Origin of the sequence: Kitasatospora herbaricolor (assembly GCF_030813695.1) — a bacterium.
In the GTDB taxonomy this organism is placed as follows: Bacteria; Actinomycetota; Actinomycetes; order Streptomycetales; family Streptomycetaceae; genus Kitasatospora; species Kitasatospora herbaricolor.
The window spans coordinates 3,798,434-3,821,266 of the sequence record NZ_JAUSVA010000002.1 but is presented as its reverse complement, the minus strand read 5'-3'; the positions used below and the strand labels follow the sequence as shown (position 1 = coordinate 3,821,266).

22 protein-coding genes are annotated in these 22,833 nt (G+C 74.3%); 18 read left to right on the top strand and 4 right to left on the bottom strand.

The window, feature by feature from the left end; all coding sequences use genetic code 11:
* The first annotated feature begins 72 nt into the window (after positions 1-72).
* Positions 73-1,929, top strand: coding sequence for a glutamine--fructose-6-phosphate transaminase (isomerizing) (gene glmS / locus J2S46_RS16955; RefSeq protein ID WP_191289666.1), 1,857 nt, complete (start codon positions 73-75; stop codon positions 1,927-1,929).
* 50 nt (positions 1,930-1,979) lie between these two features.
* Here the strand turns inward: glmS and J2S46_RS16950 are convergent, their stop codons facing one another.
* Positions 1,980-2,528, bottom strand: a complete 549-nt coding sequence (locus J2S46_RS16950) for a Uma2 family endonuclease (RefSeq protein ID WP_191289779.1) — start codon at positions 2,526-2,528, stop codon at positions 1,980-1,982.
* A 188-nt stretch (positions 2,529-2,716) separates the two neighbouring features.
* Here J2S46_RS16950 and J2S46_RS16945 point away from each other — a divergent pair, with 188 nt between their 5' ends.
* From J2S46_RS16945 to J2S46_RS16920, 6 genes are all read left to right on the top strand, one after another.
* Positions 2,717-3,085, top strand: a complete 369-nt coding sequence (locus J2S46_RS16945) for a holo-ACP synthase (protein ID WP_190210852.1) — start codon at positions 2,717-2,719, stop codon at positions 3,083-3,085.
* A 32-nt stretch (positions 3,086-3,117) separates the two neighbouring features.
* On the top strand, positions 3,118-4,722 hold the full coding sequence (locus J2S46_RS16940) for an NAD(P)H-hydrate dehydratase (RefSeq protein ID WP_191289667.1): 1,605 nt from the start codon (positions 3,118-3,120) through the stop codon (positions 4,720-4,722).
* Positions 4,723-4,799: 77 nt separating this feature from the next.
* Entirely contained in the window at positions 4,800-5,996 is a 1,197-nt protein-coding gene (gene alr / locus J2S46_RS16935) for an alanine racemase (RefSeq protein ID WP_191289668.1), read from the top strand.
* Between the two features lie 66 nt (positions 5,997-6,062).
* Complete coding sequence (locus J2S46_RS16930; RefSeq protein WP_191289669.1) at positions 6,063-7,424, top strand: alpha/beta fold hydrolase; 1,362 nt, start codon at positions 6,063-6,065, stop codon at positions 7,422-7,424.
* 126 nt (positions 7,425-7,550) lie between these two features.
* Positions 7,551-8,093: a tRNA (adenosine(37)-N6)-threonylcarbamoyltransferase complex ATPase subunit type 1 TsaE gene (gene tsaE / locus J2S46_RS16925; protein WP_191289670.1), complete on the top strand. Its 543-nt coding sequence runs from the start codon at positions 7,551-7,553 to the stop codon at positions 8,091-8,093.
* Positions 8,094-8,212: 119 nt separating this feature from the next.
* A complete protein-coding gene (locus J2S46_RS16920) occupies positions 8,213-8,428 on the top strand; it encodes a hypothetical protein (RefSeq protein ID WP_191289796.1) in 216 nt (71 codons plus the stop codon).
* Positions 8,429-8,508: 80 nt separating this feature from the next.
* Here J2S46_RS16920 and J2S46_RS16915 read toward each other — a convergent pair whose 3' ends face one another.
* Complete coding sequence (locus J2S46_RS16915) at positions 8,509-9,081, bottom strand: hypothetical protein (protein WP_191289780.1); 573 nt, start codon at positions 9,079-9,081, stop codon at positions 8,509-8,511.
* A 187-nt stretch (positions 9,082-9,268) separates the two neighbouring features.
* Between J2S46_RS16915 and tsaB the strand changes: the two genes are divergently transcribed.
* The 5 genes from tsaB to J2S46_RS16890 all read left to right on the top strand — a co-directional run bounded on the left by tsaB (position 9,269) and on the right by J2S46_RS16890 (position 12,820).
* On the top strand, positions 9,269-9,922 hold the full coding sequence (gene tsaB / locus J2S46_RS16910) for a tRNA (adenosine(37)-N6)-threonylcarbamoyltransferase complex dimerization subunit type 1 TsaB (RefSeq protein ID WP_191289671.1): 654 nt from the start codon (positions 9,269-9,271) through the stop codon (positions 9,920-9,922).
* 50 nt (positions 9,923-9,972) lie between these two features.
* A complete protein-coding gene (gene rimI / locus J2S46_RS16905; RefSeq protein ID WP_191289781.1) occupies positions 9,973-10,458 on the top strand; it encodes a ribosomal protein S18-alanine N-acetyltransferase in 486 nt (161 codons plus the stop codon).
* Positions 10,451-11,587, top strand: a complete 1,137-nt coding sequence (gene tsaD / locus J2S46_RS16900) for a tRNA (adenosine(37)-N6)-threonylcarbamoyltransferase complex transferase subunit TsaD (RefSeq protein ID WP_229912642.1) — start codon at positions 10,451-10,453, stop codon at positions 11,585-11,587. Before rimI ends, tsaD begins: the two co-directional genes overlap by 8 nt.
* The gene (locus J2S46_RS16895; RefSeq protein ID WP_191289672.1) at positions 11,584-11,844 is read left to right on the top strand and encodes a hypothetical protein; all 261 of its coding nucleotides are present in this window, start codon (positions 11,584-11,586) and stop codon (positions 11,842-11,844) included. The genes tsaD and J2S46_RS16895 overlap by 4 nt, the downstream gene beginning before the upstream one ends.
* 79 nt (positions 11,845-11,923) lie before the next feature.
* Entirely contained in the window at positions 11,924-12,820 is an 897-nt protein-coding gene (locus J2S46_RS16890) for a polysaccharide deacetylase family protein (RefSeq protein ID WP_191289673.1), read from the top strand.
* Positions 12,821-12,861: 41 nt separating this feature from the next.
* On the opposite strand, the gene J2S46_RS16885 is transcribed toward J2S46_RS16890, so the two are convergent.
* A complete protein-coding gene (locus tag J2S46_RS16885) occupies positions 12,862-14,037 on the bottom strand; it encodes a class I SAM-dependent methyltransferase (protein ID WP_191289674.1) in 1,176 nt (391 codons plus the stop codon).
* Positions 14,038-14,460: 423 nt separating this feature from the next.
* Between J2S46_RS16885 and groES the strand changes: the two genes are divergently transcribed.
* The 3 genes from groES to J2S46_RS16870 all read left to right on the top strand — a co-directional run bounded on the left by groES (position 14,461) and on the right by J2S46_RS16870 (position 17,644).
* Positions 14,461-14,766 (top strand): co-chaperone GroES, encoded by a 306-nt coding sequence (gene groES, locus J2S46_RS16880; protein ID WP_049654366.1) that lies wholly within the window; start codon positions 14,461-14,463, stop codon positions 14,764-14,766.
* Between the two features lie 116 nt (positions 14,767-14,882).
* The gene (gene groL, locus J2S46_RS16875; RefSeq protein ID WP_073924271.1) at positions 14,883-16,514 is read left to right on the top strand and encodes a chaperonin GroEL; all 1,632 of its coding nucleotides are present in this window, start codon (positions 14,883-14,885) and stop codon (positions 16,512-16,514) included.
* 128 nt (positions 16,515-16,642) lie between these two features.
* Positions 16,643-17,644 carry a LysR family transcriptional regulator gene (locus tag J2S46_RS16870; RefSeq protein WP_191289675.1) on the top strand — a complete coding sequence of 334 codons (1,002 nt, stop codon included), beginning with the start codon at positions 16,643-16,645 and terminating at the stop codon, positions 17,642-17,644.
* Positions 17,645-18,222: 578 nt separating this feature from the next.
* On the opposite strand, the gene J2S46_RS16865 is transcribed toward J2S46_RS16870, so the two are convergent.
* Positions 18,223-18,549 carry a WhiB family transcriptional regulator gene (locus tag J2S46_RS16865; protein WP_073924269.1) on the bottom strand — a complete coding sequence of 109 codons (327 nt, stop codon included), beginning with the start codon at positions 18,547-18,549 and terminating at the stop codon, positions 18,223-18,225.
* Positions 18,550-19,102: 553 nt separating this feature from the next.
* Here J2S46_RS16865 and J2S46_RS16860 point away from each other — a divergent pair.
* From J2S46_RS16860 to guaB, 3 genes are all read left to right on the top strand, one after another.
* Positions 19,103-19,714, top strand: a complete 612-nt coding sequence (locus J2S46_RS16860) for a response regulator transcription factor (protein WP_014136228.1) — start codon at positions 19,103-19,105, stop codon at positions 19,712-19,714.
* 553 nt (positions 19,715-20,267) lie between these two features.
* Positions 20,268-20,825: an RNA polymerase sigma factor ShbA gene (gene shbA / locus J2S46_RS16855; RefSeq protein ID WP_073924730.1), complete on the top strand. Its 558-nt coding sequence runs from the start codon at positions 20,268-20,270 to the stop codon at positions 20,823-20,825.
* 385 nt (positions 20,826-21,210) lie between these two features.
* Positions 21,211-22,725 carry an IMP dehydrogenase gene (gene guaB / locus J2S46_RS16850; protein WP_190210837.1) on the top strand — a complete coding sequence of 505 codons (1,515 nt, stop codon included), beginning with the start codon at positions 21,211-21,213 and terminating at the stop codon, positions 22,723-22,725.
* Positions 22,726-22,833: the final 108 nt, after the last annotated feature.

Here is a 22,833-nt window from a genome sequence, read left to right as displayed (position 1 = left end):
CTGTGGTGTCTGTCACGCGGGGTTTCGCACACGGGATGAGGCCACGCCTGGGCGGCCCTTATGCTGGCACGCATGTGCGGAATTGTTGGATACGTGGGCGCTCAGCCCGCTCTTGACGTAGTAATCGCAGGCCTGCAACGGCTGGAGTACCGGGGGTACGACTCCGCCGGTGTGGCCGTCCAGACCCTTGGCTCCGACGGGCAGTGGAGCCTCGCCACCGACAAGCGGGCGGGCAAGCTCGCCAACCTCGAGAAGTCGCTCGCCGAGACCCCTCTTCCCGGCGGCACCACCGGCATCGGCCACACCCGCTGGGCCACCCACGGCGGCCCGACGGACGCCAACGCCCACCCCCACCTGGACGACGCCGCCAAGGTCGCGGTCGTCCACAACGGCATCATCGAGAACTTCGCCCAGCTGCGGGCGGAGCTCGCCGAGCGCGGCCACACGCTGCGCTCGGAGACCGACACCGAGGTCGTCGCCCACCTGCTGGGCGAGGCCTACCAGGGTGACCTGGCGGAGGCCATGCGGGTGGTCTGCCGCCGGCTGGACGGTGCCTTCACCCTCGTCGCCGTGCACGCGGACGCCCCGGACGTGGTCGTCGGCGCGCGCCGCAACTCGCCGCTGGTGGTCGGGCGCGGCGTGGGCGAGAACTTCCTCGCCTCCGACGTGTCGGCGTTCATCGCGCACACCCGGGAGGCGCTGGAGCTGGGCCAGGACCAGGTCGTCGAGCTGCGCCACGACGCGGTGACCGTCACCAACTTCGACGGGACCCCCGCCGAGGTGCGCGAGTACCACGTCGACTGGGACGCCTCCGCCGCCGAGAAGGGCGGCTACGACTACTTCATGCTCAAGGAGATCGCCGAGCAGCCGAAGGCCGTCGCCGACACCCTCCTCGGCCGGATCGGCACCGACGGCCGGCTCACCCTGGACGAGCTGCGGATCGCCGACGCGGACCTGCGCGCCGTCGACAAGGTCGTCATCGTCGCCTGCGGCACCGCCTTCCACGCCGGCATGATCGCCAAGTACGCGATCGAGCACTGGACCCGGATCGCCTGCGAGGTCGAGGTCGCCTCCGAGTTCCGCTACCGGGACCCGATCCTGGACGAGCGGACGCTGGTCATCGCCATCTCGCAGTCCGGCGAGACCATGGACACCCTGATGGCGCTGCGGCACGCCCGCGAGCAGGGCGCCAAGGTGCTGGCGATCTGCAACACCAACGGCTCGACCATCCCGCGCGAGTCCGACGCGGTGCTCTACACCCACGCCGGCCCCGAGGTCGCGGTCGCCTCCACCAAGGCGTTCCTGACCCAGCTGGTCGCCTGCTACCTGGTCGCGCTGTACCTCGGCCAGGTCCGCGGCACCAAGTGGGGCGACGAGATCTTCGCCGTCATCAAGGAGCTCGGCGGCGCCCCGAAGGCGATCGAGCAGGTGCTGGAGACCATGGAGCCGGTCCGTGAGCTGGCCCGCTCGCTGGCCGACGCCAAGTCGGTGCTGTTCCTCGGCCGGCACGTGGGCTTCCCGGTGGCCCTGGAGGGTGCGCTCAAGCTCAAGGAGCTGGCGTACATGCACGCCGAGGGCTTCGCGGCGGGCGAGCTCAAGCACGGCCCGATCGCGCTGATCGAGGAGGGGCTGCCGGTCGTGGTGGTCGTTCCCTCGCCGCGCGGCCGGTCGATCCTGCACGACAAGATCGTCTCCAACATCCAGGAGATCCGGGCCCGCGGTGCGCGGACCATCGTGATCGCCGAGGAGGGCGACGAGGCGGTCGTGCCGTACGCCGACCACCTGATCCGCATCCCGGCCACGCCGGTGCTGCTGCAGCCGCTGGTCTCGACGGTGCCGCTGCAGGTCTTCGCCTGCGAGCTGGCCACCGCCAAGGGCCACGAGGTGGACCAGCCGCGCAACCTGGCGAAGTCCGTCACGGTCGAATAGTCCGTCCGGGCGCGTGCGCCCCTGCGGTGGAGGTGCCTGACTCCAGGGCCCTACCGCAGGGGCGCCGTGTCGAGCGCGAAGGAGAACGGCGCCGGCAGGTCCAGCGGCTTGCCGAACGGGACCTGGACGTGGGCGGTGTAGTCGCCGTCCTCCGGGGCGGCGAAGAGCGTGACGTTGCCGTCGGTGCGGTCGACCAGCAGGTAGCAGGGGATGTCGGCGGCGGCGTAGCCGAGGCGTTTGACACCCCGGTCATTGTCGGGACGAGTCGAGGTGTCCTCCAGCACGAGCCTGACGTCCGTCGGTTTCGACCAGGAATCCTGGGCACGGAAGTGTCCGACCGGGGCGACTGTGGCGTCAGGGATGAAGCGACCGTTCGGTGTGATCAGGCCTTTGCCTCCACTGACGTACAACTCCTCCGCTGCGTGGCGGGCGACAGCACGGGCGAACCGTGCGATCACGTCCTCGTGGTCACCGTCCGGCGGTGGGGTCACGACGATCTCCCCTTCGATGAGCTCGGCCTTGAAACCGGCCGGTGTCTCCAGCTCCAGGAACGCCTGGAGGACGTCGTCCTCGGTCAGGGGGTGCTCGACGGCGGGCATGGCGACCATGGCCTTTCTCCCTCCTGCTGGTCCGTGCCACGCGACACGGTAGGCGTACGGACCAGGGCGGGCGGGGGTTCGCAACGGCTCTCACCCGAAAGTGTGCCGTAAGGTCCGCGGCAGCGGGCCGCCGTCACCGCCGACGACACGGGCGGACGCACCGGCGGACGACACGGAGGAGTACCGGAGTGATCATCGGGATCGGCATCGACGTGGCCGCCATCGACCGGTTCGGTGCCGCGATGGAGCGCACACCCGGGATGGCGGAGCGGCTGTTCACCCCGGCCGAACTGACCCTCCCCTCCGGCGCCCGGCGCTCCCCGGCCTCGCTGGCGGCCCGGTTCGCCGCCAAGGAGGCGCTGGCCAAGGCCCTCGGCGCGCCCGGCGGACTGCACTGGCACGACGCCGAGGTGCACACCGAGCCCTCCGGACGGCCGGTCCTGCGGGTCACCGGGACGGTCGCCGCCCGCGCCGCCGAACTCGGTGTCGGGTCGTGGCACGTGTCGCTCAGCCACGACGCGGGCGTAGCGTCGGCGGTAGTGATCGCCGAAGGCTGAGCCGGCGGCGCCGAGCCCCTGGAGGCCGAGGAATGCGCCACGCACACACCGTCGAGCAGGTCCGGGCGGCCGAGGCCGCGCTGATGGCCCGGCTGCCGGACGGCACCCTGATGCAGCGGGCCGTCGCCGGCCTCGCCGCCACCTGCGCCCGGCTGCTCGCCGGAGCCCGCGGCAGGGTCTACGGCAGCCGCGTGGTGGTGCTGGCGGGCAGCGGCGACAACGGCGGTGACGCCCTGTACGCCGGAGCGCTGCTGGCCCGGCGCGGCGCCGCCGTCACGGCCGTCCTGCTCGACCCCGCCTGGGCCCACCCCGGCGGCCTCGCCGCACTGCGGGCCGCCCGCGGCCTGGTGCTGACGGACCAGGAGGCCGGCCTCGCCGCCTTCACCGGTGCCGACCTCGCCCTGGACGGGATCGTCGGCATCGGCGGCCGGGGCGGCCTGCGGCCCCCCGCACAGCCGTACGCCGCGGCGCCGCGGCCCGGCACGGTGGTCGCGGTGGACGTGCCGAGCGGGGTGGACCCCGACACCGGCGAGGTGCCCGGCGTGGCCCTGCGGGCCGACGTCACCGTCGCCTTCGGCACCCTCAAGCCGGGCCTGCTGATCGACCCGGGCGCCTCGTACGCCGGGGCGGTGCAGCTGGTCGGTATCGGGCTGGACCTGCCGCCGGCCGCCCTGACGGCCCTGCAGCACCCGGACGTGGCCGCGCTGCTGCCCCGGCCGGACACCGAGAGCGACAAGTACCGGCGGGGCGTGGTGGGCGTGGCGGCCGGCTCGGCCCGCTACCCGGGCGCGGCGCTGCTCGCGGTGGCCGGCGCGCTGCGCGGCGGCGCCGGCGCGGTGCGGTACGTGGGGACGGCGGCCGAGGAGGTGGTCCGGCGCTTCCCCGAGGTGCTGGTCACCGAGGGCGGCCCGGCGGGCGCCGGCCGGGTCCAGGCCTGGGTGGTCGGCCCGGGCGGCGGCGAAGGGGCCGAGCGGGCCCTGCGCGAGGCCCTGGCGAGCGACGTGCCCGTGCTGGTCGACGCCGACGGCCTGACCGAACTCGCCCGGCTCGGGCCCGCCGCCCTCGCCGGGCGCACCGCCCCCACCCTGCTCACCCCGCACACCGGCGAGGCCGCCCGGCTGCTGGCGGGCGCCGACCAGGGCCCGCCGCCGCAGGCCGACGGCCTGGCGGCCGCCCGGCTGCGCACCGCGTACCGGCTGGCCTCGGCCTACCGGGCGACGGCCCTGCTCAAGGGCTCGACCACGGTGGTCGCCGAGCCGACCGGAGAGGCCCGCGTCAATCCGACCGGCACCTCCTGGCTGGCCACGGCCGGCAGCGGCGACGTGCTGGCCGGGCTGGCCGGCTCGCTGCTGGCGGCCGGCCTGGCGCCGCTGGACGCCGCCTCGGCGGCCGCCTACCTGCACGGCCTGGCCGGCCGCCGGGCCGCGGGCCGCGGCGCGCCGGTGACGGCGACCGACGTGGCCCGGCAGCTGCCCGCCGTCTGGCGGGACGTCCACGGCGGCGCGGCGCAGGCCCGTCGGGGCGGGCGGGGCGGCGACCCGTACGCCCGGACGGACGCCCGGCCTGACCCGCAGCCGTACGCCCGGACAAACGTCCGGCGGCCCGCCGCGGGCAGCCGTCCAGGTGGGCGGCACTGATGGACGGCCCCTCCGGCGGGCGCCGCGCCGCCGGGGCGTTCGGCGGGCACCCGGCCCGGTCTGGGAGACTGACCCCGATGACAACTGCGAAGACGACCGGGCCGGCCACCGACACCGACGCCGACGGTCGACACCATCGGGCCGAGGCGACCGTCGACCTGGCCGCCCTGCGCGCCAACCTGGCCGCGCTGCGGGAGCGGACCGGCGGCCCCGCCGTGATGGCCGTGGTCAAGGCGGACGCCTACGGCCACGGCGCGCTGCCGTGCGCCCTGGCGGCCCTCGAAGCCGGCGCGAGCTGGCTCGGCACCGCCACGCCGGAGGAGGCGCTGGCCCTGCGGGCCGCCGGCATCGGCCCGGACCGGGCCCGCATCCTGTGCTGGCTCTGGACCCCGGGCGGCCCCTGGGAGCAGGCGCTGCGCGCCGACGTCGACGTCTCGGTCGGCGGGCAGTGGGCGCTGGACGAGCTGCTCGCCGCCGTCCGCGCCGGCGGCGTCCCCGCCCGGGTGCACCTGAAGGCCGACACCGGCCTCGGCCGGGGCGGCTGCCAGCCGCACGACTGGCCCGCGCTGGTCGCCGCCGCCCGCCGCGCCGAGGCCGAGGGCCTGCTCACGGTGGCCGGCGTCTGGTCGCACTTCGCGGCCGCGGACGAACCGGGCCACCCGTCCATCCAGCTCCAGCTGGACGGCTTCGCGGCCGCGCTGGCCCATGCCGAGGCCGCCGGGCTGCGCCCGGAGGTCCGGCACCTGGCGAACTCGCCGGCCACGTTGCTGCTCCCGCAGTCGCACTACGACCTGGTCCGGCCGGGCCTCGCGATGTACGGGCTGTCGCCCGTCCCGGAGGTCGGCGGGCCGGCCGACTTCGGGCTGCGCCCGGTGATGTCGCTGACCGCCCGGCTGGCCCTGGTCAAAGAGGTGCCTGGCGGGCACGGCGTCAGCTACGGCCACCACTACACGACCCCCGGCACCACCACGCTGGGCCTGGTGCCGCTCGGCTACGCCGACGGCATCCCGCGGCACGCCAGCAACACCGGGCCGGTGCAGATAGGCGGCAAGTGGCGCACGGTCGCCGGCCGGGTCGCGATGGACCAGTTCGTGGTCGACCTCGGCGGCGACGTCCCCGCCGTCGGGGACGAGGTGCTGCTCTTCGGCTCCGGCGAGCAGGGCGAGCCGACCGCCGAGGACTGGGCCCGGGCCTGCGGCACCATCTCGTACGAGATCGTCACCCGGATCGGCGCCCGGGTGCCGCGCCGCTACGTCGGCACCGTCCGGGGATGAACGCCGGGCGCTGAACGTCGAGGGACGGTCGTCGAGCGGTGACCGTCGAGAGATGAACGGGGAGAGATGAGCGAGGAGGGCGGGGGAAGCCCGATCGTGGCCGTGGCCCGGGCCGCCGAGACCGCTTCGGCCGGCGTCAGCCGGGCCGGGCTGATCGGCATCTCGGTCGGCGTGGTCGCGGCCGGCGCCGCGGCGGGCGTCGCGGTCGAGCGGCTGACGGTCGGCCGCGCCATGCGCCGCCGGGCCCGGGAGGCGCTGGACGCCACCGCCTCGTACGGCTCGCTGCGCGGGCGCCCGCGCACCGTCGCCGCCCCGGACGGCACCGAGCTGTACGTCGAACTGGACGGCAGCGGCTGGCCCGGCCCGGTGCAGGTGCACCCCGAGGAGCAGAAGGGCCCCAGACGCGGCTGGTTCGCCCGGCGGCGCGGCGAGGCGGGGCCGGTCGACCGCAGCGGACTGCCCGGACTGCTCGCCGGCTCCGGCGCCCTGGTGCGGGCCAGCAGCCGCCGCGGGTTCGGCGGCTCCGCCGCACCGGCCGGGGCACCGCTGACCGTGGTCTTCTGCCACGGCTACTGCCTCAGCCAGGACAGCTGGCACTTCCAGCGCGCCGCGCTGCGCGAGGGCATGCGGCTGGTCTTCTGGGACCAGCGCAGCCACGGCCGCTCCGAGCGCTCCCGGTCCTTCCTGGCCGGCGAGCCGGCCAGCATCGACCAGCTCGGCGGCGACCTCAAGGCCGTCATCGACGCCGTCGCGCCCGAGGGGCCGCTGGTCCTGGTCGGGCACTCGATGGGCGGGATGACGGTGATGGCCCTCGCCGACCGCCACCCCGAGCTGTTCCGCGAGCGGGTGGCCGGCGTCGCCCTGGTCGGCACCCTGGCGAGCGACTGGGACAGCGTCACCCTCGGTCTGCCGGCCTTCGGGGCGAAGGTCTTCCGGCGGGTCGCCCCCGGGATGATGAAGCTGCTCGGCCGCCAGGTCGAACTGGTCGAGGCCACCCGGCGGTTCGGCGCGGACTTCGCGGCCGTCTTCTACCGCCGGTTCTCCTTCGGCACCCAGGACGTCGACCCCGGCGTGGCCCGGTTCGCCGAGCAACTGCTGGACGCCACCCCGATCGACGTGGTCGCCGAGTTCTACCCGGCCTTCGGCCGGCACGACAAGCACGCCGCGCTGGCCGCCATGCGCGGCATCCCGGCGCTCGTCCTGGCCGGCACCAGGGACCTGCTCACCCCGCCCGCCCACAGCGAGGCGATCGCCCGGGAGCTGCCGGACGCCGAACTGCTGCTGGTGGAGAACGCCGGTCACCTGGTGATGCTGGAGCGCCCCGAGCTGGTCGACCGCCGGCTGGCCGCGCTGCTCCAGCAGGCCGTCGAGTACGCCGGCGCGGCGCCGCTGCCGCCGTCCGTCCGGGAGGCCGGGCAGCCCGAGTGAGCCCGCGGCGCCCGGTCCGGCGCCCGGTCCGGTTCCGGGCCGACGCGGACCGGCCCGCGGATGTGGCACCGTAGCGGTGGCGCTCGACCGGCGGCGCCGCACGGATCCGAAGGGCATGACACGCGCATGGGCTCGCACGCCACTCTCACCGTTCCCACCCCCGAGCGGATGGGCCGGCTCGGCCGCGAACTGGCCGGGCTGCTGCGCCCGGGGGACCTGGTGCTGCTCTCCGGCGAACTGGGCGCCGGCAAGACCACGCTGACCCGCGGCCTGGGGGAGGGGCTCGGGGTGCGCGGCGCCGTCACCTCGCCGACCTTCGTGATCGCCCGGGTGCACCCGTCCCTGGTCGGCGGCCCGGCGCTGGTGCACGTGGACGCGTACCGGCTGGGCGGCGGCCTGGACGAGATGGAGGACCTCGACCTGGACGTCTCGCTGCCGGAGTCGGTGGTGGTGGTCGAGTGGGGCGAGGGCAAGGTCGAGCAGCTCTCGGAGGACCGGTTGGAGGTGCGGATCGAGCGCGCCCTCGGCGGCGCCGCGCACGCCGGCCCGGACGGGACGCCGGCCGCCGAGGAGGAGGCCGGGGACGACGCGGACCCGCGCCGGGTGGTGCTGACCGGGCTCGGCCGGCGCTGGGACACGGTGGAGCTGGCGGCGCTGGCGGAGGACTGACCGCCGGGCGGGTTGCGACGGGCAGGGTTCCGACAGGCTGTCGGGAAGATGTTGCGGCCGGGGTGCCGGGCGTGGTGGGATGGGTGCTGCGGTTAGGTCTGCCTAACTAGGGAGGCGCCATGTCGAGCACCACCCCCGCCCCGGATCGCGCGTCGCGTGACCGGGCCGGCGAGCCCGCCCGTCCTGCCTCCGGCCAGGGCCGACGCCCTGACGAGGCCGCGGCCGCCGCACCCCTGCCCGGGGTCGCGATGCGTACGCTGCTGGCCTCCTGCGCCGCCGCCGAGGCCGTGTCCACGCCGCCCGGGCGCCGCGGGGAACGGCGTACCGCCGCCTGACCGCACCCGTCCCGCCCCGGCCCCCGGGATCCCACGGGCCGGCACCCGGCCGGAGCATGCTCGGACGGTGAGGACCGGTCTCAGGCGACGACCACGACCTTGGTCCCGTTCGGCGCGAAGTCCCAGAGCAGCTGGCCGTTCTGCCGGCTCTGCCGGATGCCGCCGGTCTTCACGGCCGGGTCGGGCGTCGGCAGCGCGCCGTCCTGGGCCGCGCTGAAGCCGAAGACGATGCCGTTCTGCTGGGCGAACAGCACCACGTGCTCGATCTGCTTGCCGTCGGTGCCGGTGGTGGTGGGCCGCCGGCTGTAGACGGTGTAGCTGCCCGCGGTCGGCTCGACCGAGCCCGGCGTCACCGTGAAGGCCGCCACGACCTGCGGCGTCTTCTTGGGATCGACCAGCCAGACGGTGTGCGTCCCGAGCGAGTACACCACCCGCAGGCCGGTGCCCGAGGTGGCGGGCAGCGCGGGGATCGTCGGTGTGGCGGAGGCGGTCGGCGCCGCGGTGGAGGCGGAGGGGCCGGGGGAGGCGGTGCTCGCGGTCGGCTTCGGCGGCCCGCCGGCCCGGTCCACGGCGCCGTTGGCCTGGAAAGCCAGCAGGCTCACCAAGGCCAGAGCCCCCAGGGTCAGCCCGGTGACCACCACTCCAGGACCCATCTTCGCCACGTGTGCTCCCACCGCTGTCCGGAACCGTCGGCCCCAATCGTGCCAGGTCCGCCGGGCGCGCCCGCACCGATCCGGACGTGTGTTCCGTCCTGGCACGGAAATCCGGCCGGCGGGAGCGACGAGGACCGACCCGCGGGACCGACGGAGGCCGACCCGCGGGACCAACTAACCTGGACCCGTGCTGCTGCTCGCGTTCGACACCGCAACCCCCGCCGTCACCGCGGCCGTCCACGACGGCACGGCCGTCCTCGCCGAGACCTTCACGGTCGACGCCAGACGCCACGGTGAGCTGCTCCTGCCCGCCGTCGACCAGGTGCTGCGGGAGGCCGGCGTCGACAAGCACCGGCTGACCGGCGTCGTGGTGGGCGTCGGGCCCGGCCCGTACACCGGCCTGCGGGTCGGCCTGGTCACCGCCGCCGCGCTCGGCCACGCGCTCGGCCTGCCCGTGCACGGCGTCTGCACCCTCGACGCGATCGCCCACCAGGCTCGCGCCGAGGGCCTCGCCGGGCCGTTCACCGTCGCCACCGACGCGCGCCGCAAGGAGGTCTACTGGGCCTCGTACGACGCCGACGGCGCCCGGACCGCCGGCCCGGCGGTGGACCGCCCGGCCGAGCTGACGCCCGGCCCGCGCTCGGTCGGCGCCGGCGCGCTGCTCTACCCGGACGGTTTCCCGGGCGCGACCGGCCCCGAGCACGTGTCGGCCGGCGCGCTGGCCGCCTTCGCCGCCGCCGAGCTGGCCGCCGGGCGGGAGCTGCTGCCCTGCGTCCCGCTGTACCTGCGGCGCCCCGACGCGCAGGTCCCCGCCGGGTACAAGGCGGTGCTCCCGGCGTGACCCCCGGCCCGAACGGCGCCGCCGGCCCCGGCGGGACCACCCTGCGACCCATGCGCTGGTGGGACATCGCCCCGGTGATGGAACTGGAACTGCGGCTCTTCCCCGAGGACGCCTGGTCCACCGGCATGTACTGGTCCGAGCTGGCCGAGACCCACCCCGGCGGTACCCGCCACTACACCGTCGCCACCACCCCCGACGGCGCCGTGGCCGGCTACGCCGGCCTGATGGTGGTGGCCGGCGAGGGCGACGTGCAGACCATCGCCGTCGACGAGCCGCTGCAGGGCGCCGGCCTCGGCGCCGTGCTGCTCGCCGACCTGATCCGGGAGTCCGCCCGGCGCGGCTGCACCGAACTGCTGCTGGAGGTGCGGGTGGACAACCCGCGCGCCCAGCGCCTGTACGAGCGTTTCGGGTTCGAGCCGGTCGGCATCCGGCGCGGCTACTACCAGCCCGCCGACGTGGACGCGCTGGTGATGCGCCTCGACCACCCGAGCACCGATCCGAAGACCGACGTGATGAAGGACCCCCGCCATGGCTGACGAACCGCTCGTCCTCGGCATCGAGACCTCCTGCGACGAGACCGGCGTAGGCATCGTCCGCGGTACCACCCTGCTCGCCGACGCCGTCGCCTCCAGCGTCAACGACCACGCCCGCTTCGGCGGCGTGGTGCCCGAGATCGCCAGCCGCGCGCACCTGGAGGCGATGGTCCCGACCATCCAGCGGGCGCTGGACACGGCCGGCGTCAAGGCCTCCGACCTGGACGGCATCGCCGTCACCGCCGGGCCCGGCCTGGCGGGCGCCCTGCTGGTCGGGGTCAGTGCCGCGAAGGCCTACGCCTGGGCGCTGGACAAGCCGCTGTACGGGGTCAACCACCTCGCCTCGCACATCTGCGTGGACCAGCTGGAGCACGGCCGGCTGCCCTCGCCCACGATGGCCCTGCTGGTCTCCGGCGGGCACTCCTCGCTGCTGCTCAGCGAGGACATCACCAGCGACGTCCGCCCGCTCGGCGCGACCATCGACGACGCGGCCGGCGAGGCCTTCGACAAGGTCGCGCGGGTGCTCGGCCTCGGGTTCCCCGGCGGCCCGGTGGTCGACCGGATGGCCCGCGAGGGCGACCCGAAGGCGATCGCCTTCCCGCGCGGGCTGAGCGGCGCGAAGGACCCGGCGTACGACTTCTCCTTCTCCGGCCTGAAGACCGCCGTGGCCCGCTGGGTCGAGGCGAAGCGCCGGGCCGGCGAGGACGTCCCGGTCGCGGACGTCGCGGCCTCCTTCCAGGAGGCGGTCACCGACGTGCTGACCCGCAAGGCCGTCAAGGCCTGCAAGGACAGCGGCGTGGACCACCTGATGATCGGCGGCGGCGTGGCCGCCAACTCGCGGCTGCGCGAGATGGCCCAGCAGCGCTGCGACAAGGCCGGCATCCGGCTGCGGGTGCCGCGTCCGGGCCTGTGCACCGACAACGGCGCGATGGTCGCCGCGCTCGGGTCCGAGATGGTCTGGCGGGGCCGTACGCCGTCCTCCGCCGACCTCTCCGCGGACTCCTCGCTGCCGGTCACCGAGGTGCACGTGCCCGCGGCCGGACCGGCCGGCGGCGGGCAGGGCGGGCAGCAGGCCGACCTGCACGGCGACGTCCACGGCCAGGCCTACCGGGCGCTCGGCGGCGGCCGGTGACCGTCGCCGCGATGTGGGAGGCCCGGGCGGCCGACGGCCGGGCCGCCGAGCTGGCCGCCTGGGTGCACGGCACCGCGCTGCCCGCGCTGCGCGGCTCCGCGGGCCCGGTCCGGGCCGAGGTGCTCGCCGCGCCGGGCGGCCGGGTGCTGCTGATCACCTGGTGGGAGGGGGCCCCGGTGGCGGTCGCCGACCCGCCCGCGGACCTGCTCGCCCGGCCGGTCCACCGCTGGGAGTTCACCAGCCAACACGTCGAGTAGCGCCCTGCGGGGGGAACCGGTCGCCGGCCGGTAGCGTGCTTCCTGGGAGTCTGCTGAACGATCTGGGGGGCACGGCGCGGTGGAGCGGTACGGCTGGAACAGGACGAGGACGTACGCGGCGGGGGCGCTGGCGCTGACCGCGCTGGTGGCCGGCTGCGGGAGCGCCGCCCCCGAGGTGCCGAGCGGCCCGCCGGCCACCGGAGCGGGCTCGCCGGCCGCCTCCCGGCCGCCGGCGCCGACCCGTGGCGACCCGGCCTCGCCGGCCGCCGACGCGGCCGTCGCGGTCTGGGCGAAGTGGAACCTGAAGCCACTGCCGCCCGCCCCGGCGCCGCCCGCGGACAAGCCGCTGAAGCTCACCGCCACCGGCGCGGTGCCGGTCTTCAGCGAAGTCCCGACCTCCGACAAGGTCGTCTTCGTCACCCTCGACGACGGCGCCGAGAAGGACCCGAAGTTCGTCGAGATGCTCACCGACCTCAAGGTGCCGGTCTCGATGTTCCTGACCCGCGACATCGTCAAGAACGACTACGGCTATTTCAAGCCGTTGAAGGCCCTCGGCAACCACATCCACAACCACACCACCGACCATCCGGCGATGAGCACCAAGCCGGCCGAGGTCCAGAAGTCCGAGGTGTGCGACGCGCAGGCCGCGCTCACCCAGCAGTACGGCGTGGCCCCGATGCTGTTCCGCCCGCCGTACGGCGACGGCGCCCACACCCCCGCGCTCAACACGGCGGTCCAGCAGTGCGGGCCCAGGGCGATCGTGCTCTGGCGGGAGTCGATGCAGATCCACGACATGCAGTACCAGGCGGCCGACAAGAAGCTGAAGCCCGGCGACATCATCCTCGCCCACTTCCGGGGCCCCAAGGACCTCAAGGGCGAGACGATGACCCAGATGTTCGGCGAGCTGCTCGCCCGGATCCAGGAGCAGGGCTTCGCGGTGGCCCGCCTGGAGGACTACATCAAGCCACCGGCGTAGCCGGCGGGCCGGCCGGGCGGGGCGGGCCCGTGCCGCCCTTGCTACCCGCCGGCGGCCGGCCGGCCGATCATCATCAGGTGCCCGTCGCCGACCCGGGACAGGATGACGGTCGCGGTCGCCGGCCCCTGGGGCTTCAGCTTCTGCCGCAGCTCCTCCGGGGTCATGGAGAGGCCGCGCTTCTTGATCACCACGGTGCCGACGCCGCGTTCGCGCAGCAGCGCCCTGAGCTTCTTCACGTTGAACGGCAGGACGTCGGTGAGCTCGTAGGCGTGCGCGTACGGGGTGGCCACCAGCTGGTCCGAGGTCAGGTAGGCGATCATCGGGTCGATCAGCCGGCCGTCCACCTGCCCGGCCACCTCGGCGACCAGGTGGGCCCGGATCACCGCGCCGTCCGGCTCGTAGAGGTAGCGCCCGACCGGCCCGGCCGGCGGGTCCGGCAGGGTGCCGCCGGCCAGCGTGCGGTCGTGCGGCAGCAGGGTCGCCCGGTGCGGCTGCCCTGCCCCGGTGCCGAACCAGAGCACCGCCTCCTTGACGTCGCCGTGGTCGGAGACCCACTCGGCCTCGGCGTCCTCGGGGACCAGCTCGTGCGGGATGCCCGGGGCGATCTTCAGCGCGCCGAAGGGCGTCCGCCGGGCCGCCTCGATCGCCCAGGACAGCGGCGGCGAGTACGCCTCGGGGTCGAAGACCCTGCCCTTGGTGGTGCGCCGCGCGGGGTCGGTGAACACCGCGTCGAAGCCCGTCACGTCCACCTCGGTGACGTCCGCGCAGCGCACCTCGATCAGCTCGGCCAGGCCCAGCGCCGCCGCGTTCGCCCGGGCCGCCGCGCAGGCGGCCGGGTCGCGGTCGACCGCGAGGACGAAGATCCCCTGCCGGGCCAGCGCCACGGCGTCCCCGCCGATCCCGCAGCACAGGTCGGCCAGCCGCCGCACGCCCAGCGCGGCGAAGCGCTTCGCCCGCCACTCGGCCACGCTGCGCCGGGTGGACTGCTCGACGCCGTTCGGCGTGAAGTACATCAGGTCCGCGTCGTCGCCGAACTTGGCCCGCGCCCGTTGCCGCAGCCGGGCCTGGCCCAGCGCGGCGGAGACCAGCTCCGCCGGGTGGTCGCGGCGCAGCCGGGTGGCCAGCGTCAGCTCGTCGCCGGGCGCGTAGCAACGCAGCTCGGCGAGCAGCGACTGCCCCTCGGGGGTCAGCAGGGCCTGCAGGTTCTCGGTCTCCACCCGCCCATTCTCGCCGCTCGGGGCGGGGTGGCGGGAGCTCGGGGCGGCGACGGGGGCGGCGGTCGGAGGGAAGGGCGGCGGGGTGTTGGACACCGGCGGCTCGACCGGCGCCCGACCCCGCCGGGCCGGTGCGGTGACGCGGGTGGGTGCGGAGCGGGGGTCCGGGGACGCGCTGCAGGCCCTCGCCGGACCGGCGGTCCGCACCCGGCCGATCCGTACGGGCTTGCGACTCCGAGAATCTTCCGGCCGCGCCGTTGGCACTCTGGTTGACTGAGTGCTAACCGCGGCCTATGGTCAGTCCTGGCACTCCCCACCGGGTGAGTGCTAACACGGTGAAGCGTGTCTGACCCCCGCGACGGCAGGCACGCAGGCACCACAACTACCTGTTAGACAACCCCGTAATCTCCGAAGGGGAGCTCGGACGTGACCACCAGCAGCAAGGTTGCCATCAAGCCGCTCGAGGACCGCATCGTGGTCCAGCCGCTCGACGCCGAGACCACCACGGCCTCCGGCCTGGTTATCCCGGACACCGCCAAGGAGAAGCCCCAGGAGGGCGTCGTCCTGGCCGTCGGCCCGGGTCGCTTCGAGGACGGCCAGCGTCTTCCGCTCGACCTCGCCGTGGGCGACATCGTCCTGTACTCGAAGTACGGCGGCACCGAGGTGAAGTACAAGGGCGAGGAGTACCTCGTCCTCTCGGCCCGCGACGTCCTCGCGGTCATCGAGAAGTAAGACCTCACGGGCCCGCGGGCCCGTATCCGCCCGCCCCGGATCCGTGTCTTCACCGACAGGGGCCCGGGGCGCGGCTGTTGGCTCACGCATTCAGTAACCCTGAGGGAAACGGGAACATGCCGAAGATTCTGCAGTTCGACGAGGACGCCCGCCGCTCGCTGGAGCGCGGCGTGAACAAGCTGGCCGACACGGTCAAGGTGACCATCGGTCCCAAGGGCCGCAACGTCGTCATCGACAAGAAGTTCGGCGCCCCGACCATCACCAACGACGGTGTCACCATCGCCCGCGAGGTCGAGCTCGACGACCCGTACGAGAACCTCGGCGCCCAGCTCGTCAAGGAGGTGGCCACCAAGACCAACGACGTCGCGGGTGACGGCACCACCACCGCCACCGTGCTGGCCCAGGCCCTGGTCAACGAGGGTCTGCGCAACGTCGCCGCGGGCGCCGGCCCGGCCGCCCTGAAGAAGGGCATCGACAAGGCCGTCGCGGCCGTCTCGGAGCACCTCCTCTCCATCGCCCGCGAGGTCGACGGCAAGGACGACATCGCCGCCGTCGCCGGTCTCTCGGCGCAGGACTCGCAGGTCGGCGAGCTCATCGCCGAGGCGATCGACAAGGTCGGCAAGGACGGTGTCATCACCGTCGAGGAGTCGAACACCTTCGGCGTGGAGCTCGACTTCACCGAGGGCATGCAGTTCGACAAGGGCTACCTGTCGCCGTACTTCGTCACCGACGCGGAGCGTCAGGAAGCGGTCCTGGAGGACCCCTACATCCTGATCAACCAGGGCAAGATCTCCTCCATCCAGGAGCTGCTCCCGCTGCTGGAGAAGATCCTGCAGGGCGGCGCCTCCAAGCCGCTGCTGATCATCGCCGAGGACGTCGACGGCGAGGCGCTGTCCACCCTCGTGGTGAACAAGATCCGTGGCACCTTCAACGCGGTGGCCGTCAAGGCCCCGGGCTTCGGTGACCGCCGCAAGGCCATCCTGGGCGACCTGGCCACCCTGACCGGTGCCACCGTCATCTCCGAGGAGGTCGGCCTCAAGCTCGACCAGGCCGGCCTGGAGGTGCTGGGCACCGCCCGTCGCGTCACCATCACCAAGGACGACACCACGGTCGTCGACGGTGCCGGTGACTCCGAGGCCGTCGCCGGCCGCGTCGCCCAGATCAAGGCCGAGATCGCCAACACCGACTCGGACTGGGACCGCGAGAAGCTGCAGGAGCGCCTGGCCAAGCTGGCCGGCGGCGTCTGCGTGATCAAGGTCGGCGCCGCCACCGAGGTGGAGCTCAAGGAGCGCAAGCACCGCCTGGAGGACGCCATCTCGGCGACCCGTGCCGCGGTCGAGGAGGGCATCGTCGCCGGCGGTGGCGCCTCCCTCGTGCACGCGCAGAAGGTGCTCGACGGCAGCCTGGGCCTGACCGGCGACGAGGCGACCGGTGTCGCCGTCGTCCGCAAGGCGCTCGCCGAGCCGCTGCGCTGGATCGCCCAGAACGCCGGCCTTGAGGGCTACGTCATCACCCACAAGGTCGCCGAGCTGGAGGCGGGCTTCGGCTACAACGCCGCCACCGGCGAGTACGGCGACCTGCTGAAGGCCGGCGTCATCGACCCGGTCAAGGTCACCCGCTCCGCGCTGGAGAACGCCGCCTCGATCGCCTCGCTGCTGCTCACCACCGAGACCCTCGTGGTGGAGAAGCCGGCCGAGGAGGAGGCCGGCGCCGGTCACTCGCACGGCGGCCACGGCCACTCGCACTGACACCTCACGGTGACCGGAGGCCCGGCCGCGCCCTCAGGGCGCGGCCGGGCCTCCGGCGTGCTGTTCCAATGTTCAACCACATATCACAAGAATTTTGCGAGCAACAAAGAATGCCTTATAACTGAGGCATGATCGAGGCCCGCCACCTGCGCGTCCTGCGTGCCGTCGCCCGCACCGGCTCCTTCTCCGCCGCCGCCCGCGAGCTGGGCTGCACCCAGCCCGCCATCAGCCAGCAGATGAAGGCCCTGGAGAAGTCCGTGGACACCCCGCTGGTGGTCCGGGCCGGCCGGGGCATGCAGCTCAGCGAGGCCGGCCGGGTGCTGCTCAAGCACGCCAACGGGATCCTGGCCGGGCTGTCGGCCGCCGAGGAGGAGGTCGCCGCCATCGCCGGCCTGCGGGCCGGGCGGGTGCGACTGGTGTCCTTCCCGACCGCCAGCTCCACGCTGGTGCCGCCCGCCGTCGCCCGGCTGCGCGCCAGCCACCCCGGGGTCCGGGTGTCGCTGGTCGAGGCGGAGCCGACCGAGTCGCTGGCGATGCTGCGCGGCGGCGAGTGCGAGGTCGCGCTGGCCTTCCGCTACCCCGACTCGCAGGGCGGCCTGGCCGTCCCCTCCCCGCACAGCACCCCGCGCGAGGCGCGCGCCGAGGCGACCCTGGAGGCGGCGGCCGCGGCGGCCGCCAACGACTGGTCCGACCTGGTGGTCCGGCCGCTGCTGGACGATCCGCTGGTCGGCCTGCTGCCGGCCGGCCACCCGCTGGCCGGCCGGTCCGGCGGCGCGCCGGTGGACCTGGCGGAACTCGCCGGGGAGCAGTGGATCGCCGGCTGCCCGCAGTGCCGGGGCCACCTGGTGGAGCTCTGCGCGGGCGCGGGCTTCGAGCCGAGGATCGACTTCGCCACCGACGACTACCCGGCGGTGGTCGGCCTGGTCGCGGCCGGCCTCGGGGTGGCGGTGCTGCCGGGGCTCGCGCTGGACTCGGTGCGCCAGGAGGGCGTGTCGGCCGTCCAGGTGCGGGCCGCCTCGGGTGAACCGGCGCTGCGCCAGGTGGTGGCGCTGACCCTGCCTGACCTCGCCGAGGTGCCGGCGGTGGCCCTGATGCTCGACCGGCTGGCGGGCACCGCGGCCGGCCGCTGACCCCGGCCGCCGACCCTGGCTGCCGGGCCGGCCGGCGGGCGGCGGTGCTCCGGGCGGGCCGCGCCCGGGCGAGGTACGTCCGGCGGGTGCGCCCGTCGGGGCGGTGCGGGCCGGCGGCAGGGGTGGCCCGGCCGGCTGAGCAGGTGGGCGCCGTGGGCAAGCGGCGGGGAGGGGCGGGTGCGGCGGCGACGGGGGCCGGGGACGATCCGTCAGGCCGGCTGCCTGGGCGGCTGCGAGGCGGTCCTGGACCGCGGTCGTCCGGCGGGCGCTCGCGGCCGGGGCCGGTGGGCCGGGAGGTCTCCGGCAAGGTCTCCGGCAGGTCCGCGCCGGTTCTCCGGGGCGCCTGTCCGCCGATGGCGCTTCGCTTCGTCGCTCGGCGGTGCGGCTCCGTCCTGCGGTGCGGCTCCGTCCTGCGGCTCGGCCGTCCCGCGCGGAGGGTGTCGCGCGGCCGGGTCCGGTGGTGGCCGGCCCGGGTGCTCCGGTGCGCCGTGGCTACCGGCCGGCGGCACGGTGGGTGCCGGTCCGGGCGCCATGGAAACCGTGAAGAAACGTTTCTTCACGGCCGGTGTGTCGTTCTTCTAGCGTCGTACTCCCGAGGGCATGGTCAGCGGGACCTCGACCAGGCGGTTGCGCGAACGGCCCATCATCTCCTCGCGTTCGTCCTCGGTCAGGCCGCCCCACACGCCGTACGGCTCACGGACCGCCAGGGCGTGGGCCGCGCACTCGGTGCGTACCGGGCAGCGCATGCAGACCTCCTTGGCGCTGGCCTCGCGCGAACTGCGCGCGGCGCCGCGCTCGCCCTCCGGGTGGAAGAAGAGCGAACTGTCCACGCCTCGGCAGGCGGCGGAGAGCTGCCAGTCCCAAAGGTCCGCGTTGGGGCCGGGGAGGCGGGAAAAATCTGCCATGGCTCATTCCCTTCAAGGGCTCGTCGGCCCCGCGCCGGCCCGGGGATCGCTCGGCTCGGCTCGGCGGGGCTTCGGTGCGCTGGTGTGGACACCTGGAAATATGACTTAAGGCAACCTCATGGACAAGTCACCCACAGAGTGGCACAACAGTCAATGACCGTACAAAAGCTATAAAAACGGGCAAAGTGGGCATGTGGTTTGGCGGGCAGGGACGTGGCAATCGAGTGGCCGGTACGGGCGAGCGGGCCCGTACCGGCGTGCGCGTCGCGCGCCGACCGCGCACCAGCTGCAGAAAAGTGCGGCGCGCGCCCCGCGATGCGGCTGATCCGTAATGGGTTGGCCACGTACAGTGGTGGAGATGGCCCTGAAGGCCGTAACTCATTCGAGTGACGGTCGTTGGATGTGCGGAGGCGGTTAGCGGGCGCCGGACGTCGGGAACGATCGCGGGGAGAACCGGCGATCAGCACGAGGTCTGACGCCAATCGGCCGTGTCGGAGAGATTCGTACCAGCCAGGAGGCTCAACGTGACGCGGATCAGCAACGGAGGACGGTCATGACTTCCGTTCTCGTTTGCGACGATTCCCCGCTCGCCCGCGAGGCGCTTCGCCGCGCGGTCGCGACCGTACCCGGTGTCGACCGGGTCACCACCGCGACGAACGGTGAGGAGGTCCTCCGCCGCTGGGTGGCCGACCGCTCCGACCTCGTCCTGATGGACGTCCGGATGCCCGGACTCGGCGGCGTCGAGACGGTGCGGCGACTGCTGTCCGCCGACCCGGGCGCGCGCATCATCATGCTCACCGTCGCCGAGGACCTCGACGGCGTCGCCCTCGCGGTGGCGGCCGGGGCGCGCGGGTACCTGCACAAGGACGCCTCGCGCGCCGAACTGCGGGCCACCGTCACCCAGGCCCTCGCCGACCCGACCTGGCGGCTCGCCCCGCGCCGGCTGCGCAGCCCCGACATGGGTGCGGCGCCGACGCTGACGGCGCGTGAGATCCAGGTACTGGAGGGCATGAGCCACGGCCGCAGCAACGCGGAGATCGGCCGGGAGCTCTTCCTCTCCGAGGACACCGTCAAGACGCACGCCCGGCGGCTGTTCAAGAAGCTCGGCGCCTCGGACCGCGCGCACGCGGTGGCCCTGGGATTCAGGTGGGGTCTGGTCCGCTGACCGGGACCGGCCTGCCGCCCGCGGCACCCTCCTCGCGATTCCCCTCGCGCAGACGTGTGACGTTACGGTCCCGAGGTTGCACCATGGAGGAGTGGAGCACCTCGGGGACCAGCGGACAGGCACTGCGGCGGACGACGCAGCCGCAGGACACTCGGCGGACGGCGCGGCAGGCGGGACAACCGACGGCGGCGGGGCGGGAGGCGGCACGGTGGACGACGGCCCGGGGCTCGGCCCGCCGGTGCCCACCACGCCCGCGGGCGACCGGCCGGTACCGGGCGTGGCGGCGGCAACGCATAACGTTCCGGTGCACAACTCCGGACGCGGTGCCATGTTTTCCGGCCCGACCAGGCACCATGGACCGATGCGCGACGACGTTTCCACCGCTCCCGGCGGGGCGGACCCAGAGGAGGCCGGGCTCTCCGGCCCGGGTCAGGAGTCGCCGTACGCCGACGGCCTGCCGGAATCCGGCGCCGACACCGAGCCGGACGCGGGGCCGGAGACCACCGGGCCCACCGAGCGTCCGCCCGTTCTCGGCGCCGCCGGATCGCCGCTGATGGCCGACCTGGTCGCCGCCGCCGTGCGCGGCGAGGGTCCGGCCATCGACACGCTGCTGGCCTACGTCCACCCGCTGGCGCTGCGCTACTGCCGCGGCCGGCTGGTGCGGCTGCCCGGTGGCGCGCGCCACCACGTGGACGACATCGCCCAGGAGGTCTGCGTCGCGGTGCTCTGCGCGCTGCCGCGCTACCGGGACCAGGGCCGGCCCTTCGAGGCCTTCGTCTACGGGATCGCCGCGCACAAGATCGCCGACCTGCAGCGGGCCGCCATGCGCGGGCCGGGATCGACCGTGATCCCGCCCGACGACCTGCCCGAGCTGCCGGACGACGCCCTCGGCCCGGAGGAGCGCGCGCTGCTCAGCAGCGACGCGGCCTGGGCGAAGGAGCTGCTCTCCAACCTGCCGGCCCGTCAGCGGGAGCTGGTCCTGCTCAGGGTCGCCGCCGGACTGTCGGCGGAGGAGACCGGCGAGGTGCTCGGCATGTCGCCCGGCGCGGTGCGGGTCGCCCAGCACCGGGCGCTGAGCCGGTTGCGGGCCCTGGCGGAGGAGTCCTCCTGACCGCCGCGCCGCGGGCCGCGCGGGCGGGTCGGGCGCGGGCCGCGGAGTGAACGCGGCGTGATCGTACCGGCACGTACGGGCCGTGGAATCACTCACGTGTGACCGGTGTTGTCAAGGGGGCGCGAGTCGGCATTCCCGGTGCCAGTACCATGGGGTATCGGCGCCTGGGCTGGTCGCCAAAGTTTCGTGGGTGCGGACGGGGTTCTCCTGGAGGTTCCTCCAAGGCATCGAGCGTTTCGGCGGCCTGTGCCCGTGCCGGTGAGCGCGCGGGTGGGACGGCGCCGTACCCGGTTGTCCGTCCGCCCGTCGAAGGATCAGTGCGCCCCCACCCTCAGCCGGGCGCATTGCAGTTGAATTCGGCCGGCCACGGAAGGTAACCCCCAAGATGCCCATCAACGACGGCGTCAACGCCGCAGGCGTACCCGAGAAGTTCGCGATGCTCGGACTGACGTACGACGACGTCCTGCTGCTGCCCGGGGCCTCCGAGGTGCTGCCGAACCAGGTGGACACGTCCTCGCGGGTCTCCCGCAACGTGCGGGTCAACATCCCGCTGCTGTCGGCCGCCATGGACAAGGTGACCGAGTCGCGGATGGCGATCGCGATGGCCCGCCAGGGCGGCGTCGGCGTCCTGCACCGCAACCTCTCGATCGAGGACCAGGTCAACCAGGTCGACCTGGTCAAGCGCTCCGAGTCCGGCATGGTGACCGACCCGATCACGGTCGGCCCGGAGACCACGCTCGGCGAGGCGGACGCGCTCTGCGCCAAGTTCCGGATCAGCGGCGTGCCGATCGCCGACGAGTCGGGCCGGCTGCTGGGCATCGTGACCAACCGCGACATGGCCTTCGAGTCGGACCGCAGCCGCAAGGTCCGCGAGATCATGACGCCGATGCCGCTGATCACCGGCAAGGTCGGCATCTCCGGCGAGGACGCGATCGGGCTGCTGCGCCGCCACAAGATCGAGAAGCTCCCGCTGGTCGACGACGAGGGCCGGATCAAGGGCCTGATCACCGTCAAGGACTTCGTCAAGGCCGAGAAGTACCCGAACGCCGCCAAGGACGCCGAGGGCCGGCTGCTGGTCGGCGCCGCCGTCGGCGCCAGCGCCGAGGCCTTCGACCGCGCCCAGGCGCTGGTCGGCGCCGGCGTGGACTTCCTGGTGGTCGACACCTCGCACGGGCACAGCCACAACGCGCTGTCCTGGATCGCCAAGATCAAGGCCGCCGTCGGCGTCGACGTGGTCGGCGGCAACGTCGCCACCCGGGACGGCGCCCAGGCGCTGATCGACGCCGGTGTGGACGGCGTCAAGGTCGGCGTCGGCCCCGGCTCGATCTGCACCACCCGCGTGGTCGCCGGCATCGGCGTCCCGCAGGTCACCGCGATCTACGAGGCCGCCGTGGCGTGTCAGGCGGCCGGCGTCCCGGTGATCGGCGACGGCGGCCTGCAGTACTCCGGCGACATCGGCAAGGCGCTCGCCGCCGGCGCCGACACGGTGATGCTCGGCAGCCTGCTGGCCGGCTGCGAGGAGTCGCCCGGCGAGCTGATGTTCATCAACGGCAAGCAGTTCAAGTCCTACCGCGGCATGGGCTCGCTCGGCGCCATGCAGTCGCGCGGCCAGGGCCGCTCGTACTCCAAGGACCGCTACTTCCAGGCCGAGGTCTCCTCGGACGACAAGCTCGTCCCCGAGGGCATCGAGGGCCAGGTGCCCTACCGCGGCCCGCTCTCCGCGGTGCTGCACCAGCTGGTCGGCGGCCTGCGCCAGACCATGGGCTACGTGGGCGCCGCCACCGTCGCCGAGATGGAGAGCAAGGGCCGGTTCGTCCGGATCACCTCGGCGGGTCTCAAGGAGAGCCACCCGCACGACATCCAGATGACCGTCGAGGCGCCGAACTACACCAGCCGCTGAGCGCACCCCGCGCCGCGGACCCCGCGAGGCCCGCCACCGGCCGGTGGCGGGCCTCGCCCCGTGTCCGCCCGTTGACCGGCTGCGCCGTGGCGGTCCGCGGGTGCGGGA